The 9282-nt window shown below is 68.3% G+C and carries 8 protein-coding genes; all 8 read left to right on the top strand.

Annotation, left to right across the window (positions count from 1 at the left end):
- A partial coding sequence (locus tag AC08OP_RS14900; RefSeq protein ID WP_476614752.1) for a hypothetical protein occupies positions 1 to 400 on the top strand: 400 nt, incomplete at its 5' end.
- 562 nt (positions 401 to 962) lie between these two features.
- Positions 963 to 2183 (top strand): methyltransferase, FxLD system, encoded by a 1221-nt coding sequence (fxlM, locus tag AC08OP_RS14895; RefSeq protein WP_476614751.1) that lies wholly within the window; start codon positions 963 to 965, stop codon positions 2181 to 2183.
- Between the two features lie 79 nt (positions 2184 to 2262).
- The gene (locus AC08OP_RS14890) at positions 2263 to 2409 is read left to right on the top strand and encodes an FxLD family lanthipeptide (protein ID WP_476614750.1); all 147 of its coding nucleotides are present in this window, start codon (positions 2263 to 2265) and stop codon (positions 2407 to 2409) included.
- A 71-nt stretch (positions 2410 to 2480) separates the two neighbouring features.
- Positions 2481 to 5297, top strand: a complete 2817-nt coding sequence (locus AC08OP_RS14885) for a lantibiotic dehydratase (RefSeq protein ID WP_476614749.1) — start codon at positions 2481 to 2483, stop codon at positions 5295 to 5297.
- The gene (locus AC08OP_RS14880; protein WP_476614748.1) at positions 5294 to 6391 is read left to right on the top strand and encodes a lanthionine synthetase C family protein; all 1098 of its coding nucleotides are present in this window, start codon (positions 5294 to 5296) and stop codon (positions 6389 to 6391) included. Before AC08OP_RS14885 ends, AC08OP_RS14880 begins: the two co-directional genes overlap by 4 nt.
- A 14-nt stretch (positions 6392 to 6405) precedes the next feature.
- Positions 6406 to 7188, top strand: coding sequence for a thiopeptide-type bacteriocin biosynthesis protein (locus AC08OP_RS14875; protein ID WP_476614747.1), 783 nt, complete (start codon positions 6406 to 6408; stop codon positions 7186 to 7188).
- Positions 7189 to 7329: 141 nt separating this feature from the next.
- Positions 7330 to 8922, top strand: coding sequence for a hypothetical protein (locus AC08OP_RS14870; RefSeq protein WP_476614746.1), 1593 nt, complete (start codon positions 7330 to 7332; stop codon positions 8920 to 8922).
- Between the two features lie 14 nt (positions 8923 to 8936).
- Positions 8937 to 9282: flavoprotein (locus AC08OP_RS14865; RefSeq protein WP_476614745.1), on the top strand; the 346-nt coding region annotated here is incomplete at its 3' end.

The following is a 9282-nucleotide window of genomic DNA, read 5'->3' as shown; positions in this document are numbered from 1 at the left end:
GCGGACATGCCCCTTGCGATCAGCCCCGGCCTCCTCCGGCGGGGCGTCCTCACGACCGCAGACCCGCGACGACGAAACGGCAGGCATGTCGCCTCATCCCCACGCTGTCCCACCCGCGCTCCGCCCGATCGTGCTGCTCGCCAGGATGCGCGACATACTCCCGCCAGCGCGGCTGGCGGATCTGCTCGCCGCCTTCGACCCGCCTGTCGCCCCGACGGCGCCAGAATGGATCGACCTGTGCTCGGCGCTGGACGCCTACGACCAGGCGGCACAGTTCGGCCTGAGCACCGAGAAGGCGCGCTACCAGGTCGACACTGCCGCCATGATCTTCGACCTGCGCTACGGCGGCGGTGAGCACCAACTGATCAATGGCATCCATGAACGCCGGCCGGCCCCGTAGACGCCCCGCACGCCGCGAGCCCGCGCACTGCCGTTACCTGACGGCGCGGTCGGAACAATGGGGTCAGATGGATCGAAACGGCCGCATCGTCGGTGGAGCCGGGGCCAGTCGAGACAGCCCACCGGGAAGCGGCGACGGGGCCGTAGGCCGCCGTGCTTCGTCCACTGCGCTCGTCAAGCGGTAACCGAGATCGAGTCTCTGCGGGACCCGCCGAACGAATCGACATGATCGCGCCGGAGAAATGCACTCCGAAACCACTGTTTGTGCAGGTCAGCCGCCTCTTGGGAGCCGAAGAAAAGATTCGTGATGGGGGGAATGACTTGCCTCCCGGCTTCGGTCATCGTGGTGGCGCGCTACACACGGCATCAACCAATCTTGATCACTGCGAGGTGCGCGCCACCCGCGCACCAGGACGATCACGCTCGCGCGCCAGCCCGCCCAGCCCGCGTCCAAGCAAAGCAACTGGAGGATCTCCAGCCGATCTACTCAGCCTAGAAAGATCTTTGGCATCGGGAGGGCCGTCCGAGCCGCGGTCCGCACACATCGACAGGAGGGCACCGTCATGAGTGTCGACACCACCAGCAGGGCCGAGAACCTCCGCGACACCCTGGTCAACAAGATCATTAAGGGACATGTGCGCCAGGGCCTCACGATGCGCACCGACGTGGAGAGGGCGCTGAGGACGGTTCCGCGGGAGTTGTTCCTTCCGGGCATCTCCCTGGACGAGGCGTACAAGGACACCGCGGTCGTCACTAAGCGCCGCGCGGACGGCGTGAGCCTCAGTTCAGTGTCCGCGCCGTACCTGATCGCGGAGATGCTTGGCCAGGCGGGCGGCCGACACATACTTGAGATCGGCAGCGGCGGATACAACGCGGCGCTGCTGCGGGAGATCGCCGGGCCGGACGGGTCAGTGACCACTGTCGACATCGACCCGGACGTCACCGACAGGGCCCGCACATGTCTGGACGCGGCGGGCTATACCGACGTCAAGGTCGTGTGTGCTGACGCCGAGTTCGAGATCGAGCCTGGCCGGGCCTACGACCTGATCATGGTGACCGTCGGCGCGTGGGACGTTCCTCCAGCTTGGATCAATCAGCTCGCCGATGGCGGCACCCTCGTGGTTCCGCTTCGCACCCTGGGCATGACCCGATCCTGGGCACTTCAGCGTTCCGGGAATCACCTCGTCAGCCGCAGCAACCTGATGTGCGGCTTCGTGCCCATGCAGGGCGTTGGCGCCAGCGACAGTCGGAACGTCGCCCTCGGCGAGGGCGTGAGCCTGTGGCTCACCGAACTCCAGCAGGCCATCGACGGCGAAGCCGTCGCCGACGTGTTCTCCCAGGAACGTCGGGAAGCCCGGTCGGGGGTGACCGTCCCCGGAGGACGTCTTTCCGCCGACCTCGACCTGTGGCTGGCCACCCACCTACCCGACTTCGGCTCGATGATCATTCCGCAGGAAGCGATCGACAGCGGCCTCGTGGTTCCGTCGTGGCGCTGGGGTACCCCGGCCTTCGTCGACGGCGCGACCCTGGCCTACCGGGGCAAGCTGCGCCAGGTCGACGAGGCCGGGACCGAGTTCGAGTACGTCGCCTACGCTCACGGCCCCGGCGCGGCCGTGGCAGCCAGCCAGATGGCCGGCCAGATCCGTGCCTGGGACGAGGCCGGCCGTCCCGGTCCGACACTGTGCGTCTTCCCGATCGACACGCCTGACGCCGACCTTCCGGAAGGACTGGTGCTGAACAAAAGACACAGTCGCGTCGTCTTCACCTGGCCGCCCTCGAAGTAGCAGCCCACTCGCAGACGCCCCTCTGCCCCGTAGGAGGGGAAACGGCTTTCAAGATCCATTTTAGAAAGGATTTCCCCTGATGGACACGATGGACACCTCGGAGTTCCGCCTCAACGTCCAGCTCGTCGATGCCGGGCCCACGGCGGCGACCGGTTCGGAGGACTGCACCTCCGACACGTGCGGATCGGGAGAGACCGGCAGCGACGCCTGCACCACCAACGGCTGACCCTGACGTGTGGCCCGGCGTCCTGCGCAGGAGGCCGGGCCACACACCCACGGCACACGGACGGAGGGCGGGTGCGGGCGTACGAGGCCGTGGACGCGGCACTAATCAGAACGACGACAATCCCCGCGGATCTGGAATTACCGCCGTGGCCGGACCTGGCTGGCGACGATGTCGCAGGCTGGCGGACGTGGCTTCGACGGGTCTGGGCATTGGGCGGGTTCGCCGATGCGGTGCGGACAGGGTCACCGGAGCTGGCCGCCCAGGTGGAGCGGCAGCTCGACTCGCCAACGCCGACGGGCCGAAGCGGGACGCGACCGGTGCGGCGGCTGGTAGAGACGCTGGCGCAGTATCTACTGCGCTGGACGAGCAGAGCGACACCGTTCGGCTTGTTCGCGGGCGTCGCTCCGGTGAAGTTCAGCACCCGTGCGCAGGCCCCCGCGTGGAGCGACGATCATCGGATCGTGAACCGGCCGGACGGGCTGTTCATAGGCGAGCAGGCCGAGCAGATTGAGCAGCAGTTGGCCACGCTGCGGAAGGTTTCGGTCGTGACAAACTGCCTCGGGTTCGCCCGCGGCAGTTCATGGGTCGTCCCGGGCGTGAGTACCGAGGGCCGACTGTGGGATGCCGAGGTGGACCTCACTCGTCCCTTGCGGCTGGCAGTGGAAGCGGCCCGCCGGCCGATCGGGTTCAGCGACCTGGTCGCCAAACTGGCCGTCGAGGCGCCCACCGTCGAGCTGACGGTCATCGAAGGAATGCTGGCAGACCTGGTGGCTCACCGTGTGCTGCTGTCGGCTGTGCGCCCCCCGATGACCGTGGCTGACCCAGCGGCACATCTCGCCCACTACGCCGACCTGCCGGACCCGGCTAACCGGTGCGTGGTGGATGTAGGAGTCGACTGCACGGTGGCCTTGCCTCCGGCGGTACTGCGCGAGGTCGAGCTCGCCGCGTCGACCCTCGCCCTGGTCGCACCAGAGATGCCGGGGTGGCGTACGTATCACCAGGCGTTCCTCGAACGGTATGGGCCGGGCGCGGCAGTCCCCGTCCGGGAACTGGTCGCAGCATCCGGGCTGGGCCTCCCGGCCGGATACCGCGGGTCCCACCGGCATGAGCCGCATCTGCTCACCGCTCGTGACATGACCCTGACGAAGATCGCCCAGCAGGCCGCTCTCGATGGCCGTGCCGAAGTTGTCCTCGACGGCGACCTGATCGCCAGGCTGACCGTCGGCGATCGGCCGCCGGTCCCCCACACCGAGCTGCGTTTCAGCCTGGCGGCACAGGTCCTGGACGATTTGGACCGGGGAGCGTTCACGCTGACCGTCATCAGCGGAGCCCGGCACGCCGGGGTGACCGCCGGCCGGTTCCTGCACGTCCTCGACGACGCCGCACGGGAGCGGTTCTGCCGCGTATACGCCGCGCTACCGACCGCCACACCCGAAGCGATCACAGCGCAGATCTCGGCGCCGCCACTGGCCCGGAAGATGACGGCCTTGGCCAGGGTGCCTGCGATCCTGCCGGTCCTGCCCCTTGGCGAGTACCAGGAGAACCCCACCCTCGATCTTGACGACCTGGCGGTCACCGGTGACGCGCGACGGCTCTGGCTGCTTTCACTATCTCGCAGCTGCCCGGTCGAGCCGATGGTGTTCAACGCGGTCGACCTCCCTGACGGCCAGCAGCCTCTCGCGCGGTTCCTGACCGAGATCTGGACGGCCTTCTACGCGCCCTGCTGCCCGTTCGCCTGGGGACCCGTCGCCCGTGAGCTGCCCTTCCTTCCGCGTGTCCGGCACGGCCGGTCGATCCTTCACCCCGCCCGATGGATCATCACCGCCAAGAGCCTCCCGCCCCGCGGCGCTCCCTTTCCAGACTGGCAGGACGCCTGGGAGCGTCTACGGCGAACCTACAAGATCCCATCCCCCGTTCTGCTCGGCGCCGATGATGTCCGCATCTGCATCGATCTCGAAGAACCCGCCCACCTCGCGCTCCTTCGCCACCGACTCGACCGGCAGCCCGACGTCGTCCTCACCGAGGCCGCCGGGTGGGCCGGATGGCTTGGGGGCAGATCCCACGAGCTCGTCGTCACGCTGACCCGAGCCGCACAGCCGACCGAGCCGAAACATGTGCGCCGGGTGCGGACCGCCAGCACCGTGGAGCACCAGCCGGGCCTGTCGCCATGGCTCTATGCGAAGGTCTATGGGCTGGACGATGAGATCCTCGCCCGGTTGAACGAACTGGTCGGCTACGACGAGACCGGTCAGGACTGCTGGTGGTTCATCCGCTACCACGAGCCCGAGACCCACCTCCGGCTACGCATCTCGCTGCGCAACGCAGACAGTTTCGGCCCCGCCGTCCAGCAGCTCGGGCGATGGGCAGACCGGCTGCGCACCGACGCGCTGCTACGCGACTACACGATCCACACCTACCGGCCCGAAACACGGTTCGGTACAGGTCAAACCCTGGCGGCAGCCGAAGCGGTGTTCGCCGCCGATTCCCACGCGGCCGTCCGGCGCCTATCCGGTGACCGGATGACTACAACTGCAGCCGGACTGATCCGCATCGCCGACGGCTTCACTGGGAACGGACCTGCCTGGCTTCTCGACTATGTCGACCATCGAGGAGGCCCATCGACAGGAGCTGCCGGCCGACCAGTGAGCGGTAGACGCGAGCAGGTGATGCGGATGGTCCCGCTGCATGAGGACGTCCGGCTCCGTCAGGCACTGGTGGACTACCGGACACGCGTCGAGCAGGACGGCCTCGATCCCGATCGGGTCCTGGCTGACCTGCTGCACCTGCACCACGCCCGGATGATCGGAGTCGACCTGGCCTCCGAGCGTCACTGCCTACGCCTAGCCCGCGCCACCGCCCGCACCCTGTTGTCCCGGAGCGCGTCATGAAGCCAGGGCAGTCCCTCAGCGGCGGCGCGGTCGGCACCGCCCTTCTCCACATCGAGCAGGCCACAGTCGGAGTGGCGACCTGGGACCAGGCGAACGCGACGCTGACGCGCGCCGTCGCCGACGGCGTCAGCGTCGGGCCCTCCGCCAGCCTCTACTACGGCGCTCCGGCCCTGTCCTTCGTCCTGCACGGGACCCCCGACCGGCCCGGTCTCGGCGAGGCCATGGCGATCGCGGACGCGGGCACCGCCACGGTCGTCCGGCACCGCTTGGAAGCCGCGCACGCCAGGATTGATCAACGTCACCGGCCGCTGATGGCCGAATACGACCTCATCGGCGGTCTGACCGGTCTCGCCGTGACGTCGCGCCGCAACGGCAACCATGATCTGCTCCGCGATGTCCTGGAGTACTTGGTACGGCTCACCGAGCCCGTTAACGGGCTTCCCGGCTGGTGGTGCCCCATCGGACCCAACCGCAACAAGGCGGGGCCCAGCGGGGGACACAGCAACCACTCGATGGCCCACGGGATCTGCGGCCCGCTTGCCCTCCTGGCCCTCACTCTCAGCGACGGCATCAAGGTTGACGGGCAAACGGAAGCGATCACACGGATCTGTCGATGGCTGGACGCCTGGGAGCAGCAGAAGCCCGGCGGCGGCTCCTGGTGGCCGCAGATCGTCACACTCACCGACCTCGACCGCGGCACCACCAGCCAACCGGGCCCGCTCAGACCTTCCTGGTGTTACGGAACGCCCGGCATTGCCCGCGCCCAGCAACTCGCCGCCCGTGCCCTGCACGACCCCGCCCGCCAACGCCGCGCCGAGACTGCCTTCCTCGATTGTCTGAACGACCCGACGCAGCTGAGCCGCCTCACCGACCGGAGCCTGTGCCACGGGACCGGCGGGCTGCTCGCAACTGCCCGCAGCATCACCGCCGATGCCCTCACCCCGATCCCTCTCACACGGCCGCAGCTCCTGCACCAGCACGCCGCTGCCGAGGACGACGAACCCTCGGGTTTCCTGGTCGGATCGGCCGGCGCCGCCCTGGCTACCACCGCTACCACGACGACCTCGTGGGACGCGTGTCTCCTGCTCCGCTGATGGAAAGGCCCACCGTGGAAGAGACTCCCTGGAAGCAGGTGAACATCACCTACCCCGCCGAGGACCCCGCTGAGCGGGAGCGTCAAGCCATCGCCCACCTGACCGAAATCCTCCCGCCGGCCGAGGCAGGCGGCCTGATCACCTCCTGGTGGTTCATCCGCAAAGGCCCGTGGCGTATCCGCTACCTCCTCGCTGACAACGCGGACGGCCGTCACAGCGACGCCACCGACCCGCTCCATCCCCTGCTCACGAAAGGCGTCATCTGGACCGACGACATCTACGAACCGGAGGTCCACGCCTTCGGCGGGCCGGCCAGCATGGACGTAGCCCACTCGCTGTTCCACGCGGACAGCCGCCGTCTACTCTCCGCCCTCGGCAACGGCTGCACCGACCGGCGGGAACGCTCTCTCCTGCTGTGTACCAAGCTCATGCGGGCCGCGGGACTGGACATCAACGAGCAAGGCGACGTATGGGCACGCGTAGCTGAGCAGCGCGCCGCCCTCGCCGGAGTACCACCCGACCCGCAGATATGGGCGTCCTTCACCCGGGACGTGCGTCGTCTCCTCCTCGGCGACGCCCGCGCAGACCTCACCGACGGCGACTGGCTCACAGCGTTCCACGAGACAGGACGAGCGCTCCGAACCCTGCGAGAAAACGGCCAACTCACCCGGGGAATACGCTCGACAATCGCACTACATGTAATCTTCCATTGGAACCGAATCGGACTCGCAGCAACCACCCAGGCCACGCTTGCGCGTGCCGCAAAGGAAGCCGTCTTCGACAATGCACCCGGATAACATCCGCAACATCAACGGATACCCGATGAGCCCAATCATTGTTCTACCCGCGACCGTTTGACTACGGTGTAACGGTTCCCGTTACAACGCAGAGGGCACAGAGATCAATATTCGGGTCCGGAGGGGATGTGCGGTGGCGTCATGAGCAAGCTCGGCCTGCGGGTACAGCAGGATGAACTGCGGGCGCGGATGCGTGCGGTGGGCATGTCCCACGACGAGATCGCTGTCGAGTTCGCCCGCCGCTACGAGCTGCGCCCCCGCGCCGCTCACCGGGTCGCGCACGGTTGGACCCAGCAGCAGGCCGCCAACCACATCAACACCCACGCCGTCCACGTCGGCCTCGACCCCCACGGCGCCGCGCCCATGACCGCACCGAAGCTGTCGGAGCTGGAGAACTGGCCGTTGCCGAACAACCGCCGCCGGCCCACCCCCCAGCTCCTCGCCCTGCTCGCCGAGGTCTACGACACCAGCATCCACAACCTGATCGACCTCGATGACCGCGAACAGATGCCGCCTGCTGATCTGCTGCTCATCACCACGATCCGTGAGAGGGACGTGCCGGCGAGCGCTTTCGGTTCGCTCCCACAAGCGCAGTCGGCAAGCTCGGAGGTCACGCCGATGGTGGATGCGTCGAATCGGCAGCAGTTCCTGCTCGCGGCGTCAGCCTTGGGCGTTGCCGTGGTGCTGCCCCGACAGCCGGCCGCGCCGTCCCCGTCCGTGAGCGTCCGGTCGACCGTGTTCCCGGCCGCATACGATCTTCTCGCTGATCTGCGAGAAGCCATCACGGCACCGGCGGAGTGGTCCACCGATCCCGACCCGGCCTCATTCGCGGGCCCTGCCGACCTTGACGCTCGCGCGCGGGAGTGCCACGACTGCTACCAGCGGGCCGACTACGCAGGCACGGCGAGACTTCTTCCCGCGGTGGTGCGGGGCATCGAGACACTCGCGGTTGATCCGCCGACTGGCGTGAACCACCGCGCGGTCCGGCGGACGCAGGCCGTCGCGTACATCGCTGCCGCCAAGCTCGCGACCAAGACCGGCGACCACGATCTCGCCTGGCTGGCCGCGGACCGTGGCCAACACGCGGCGCTCGCTGCCGACGCGCCAGCGCTGCTGGCGACAGCGCGCAGACAGATCGCCTGCGTCTTCCACGACACGGGACGGCTGGCCGACGCCGAACGGGTCGCGGTCAGCGCACTCGACGCCCTGAACCAGCGACCAGGCGACGAGGACCACCGCGACCTCTCGTCCGCGCGGGGTGCTCTTCTTCTGCTCTCGGCAATGACCTCGATCCGCCAAGGCGAGCGGACGGAAGGCCGCCGCCGGCTCACCGCCGCGGCCGAGCAGGCTGACGCGCTTGGCCGGGACGACAACCGGCTGTGGTCGGCGTTCGGGCCGACGAACGTCGCGATCCACACCCTTACCGCCACCCTGATACTGGACGATCCGACAGAGGCGGTCGGCGTCGGCGAGCAGATCGACACACGTCTGCTGCCACCCCCGCTGGCCGGCAGACGCGCACGCCTGCACATAGATCTTGCCGACGGGCATGCCCGCCTGGGCGAGGATGCCATCGCGGCGGTGCACATCCTTGACGTCGCCCGCCGAGCGCCGCAGCTGCTGAGGGTCGACCCGACAGCTCGGGCTGTGCTGGCGACACTGCTCGGCCGTGCCCGCGGCTCCACCGTCTCGGTCCTACGGAGTGTCGCGGAGCAGGCCGGAGTCGCAACGTGATCGGTGGACGACCAATGCTGCATCTGGTGGTCTGCGCGGCCCCACCCGCCGCGCAGGTCGACGAGCTGATCCGCCACGTCCACACGGATGGTTGGGCAGTCTGCCTTGTGCCGACGCCGGTCGCCACGACCTGGCTGGACGTGCACGCTCTGGAAGAGTTGACCGGTCACCCGGTCCGCTCACGGCCCCGGCGGCCGGACGAGCCTCGCCTGCCGCCCGCGGACGCCGTGGTGGTTGCCCCTGCGACCTTCAACACGATCAACAAGTGCGCCGCCGGGATCAACGACAACGCGGCGCTCGGCGTCATGAACGAAACAATCGGGCTCGGGCTGCCCGTCGTCATCGCCCCCTATGTCAAAC

Source organism: Frankia sp. CeRuru1, assembly GCF_977966315.1.
The sequence above is the reverse complement of the archived record's forward strand: the minus strand, read 5'-3'. Positions and strand labels throughout refer to the sequence as shown.